The organism is Streptomyces sp. DH12 (assembly GCF_020873895.1).
Classification (GTDB): domain Bacteria; phylum Actinomycetota; class Actinomycetes; order Streptomycetales; family Streptomycetaceae; genus Streptomyces.
In genome coordinates, this window is the sequence record NZ_JAHWGT010001390.1 from 1 (window position 1) to 417 (window position 417).

1 pseudogene is annotated in these 417 nt (G+C 77.9%); it reads left to right on the forward strand.

Annotated elements, in window-relative coordinates:
• Positions 1-417, forward strand: a pseudogene (locus LPA54_RS40225) (saccharopine dehydrogenase); the annotation flags it as partial.

Sequence of the window (417 nt, forward strand, 5' to 3'; positions counted from 1 at the left end):
ACCTGGGCGCGTACTTCACGGTGCGGCAGCTGCCGGAGGACGTGCCGCTGACGGTCGACGGGTACGTCACCGCCGACGCGGCCTTCTCGGGCGGCACGTTCGCCTCGGCGCTGAACCAGTTCGCCCGGCCGGGCAGGCTGCGGGCCGCCGCGCGGGACCGCCGGCGCCACGAGCCGCGGCTGGTGGGACGCCGCGCCTCCGCCCCGACGGGCTCCCCGCGCTACGCGCCGGAGGTGGACGCCTGGGCGCTGCCCCTGCCGACGATCGACAGCCAGATCGTGCGCCGCTCGGCGAAGGCGCTGGCCCGCTACGGCCCGGACTTCCGTTACCGCCACTACGCCGCGGTGCGCAGCCTGCCCGTCGCCCTGGGCTCAGTGGCCGCGGTCGGCACGCTGGTCGCGGCGGCCCAGGTCCCGC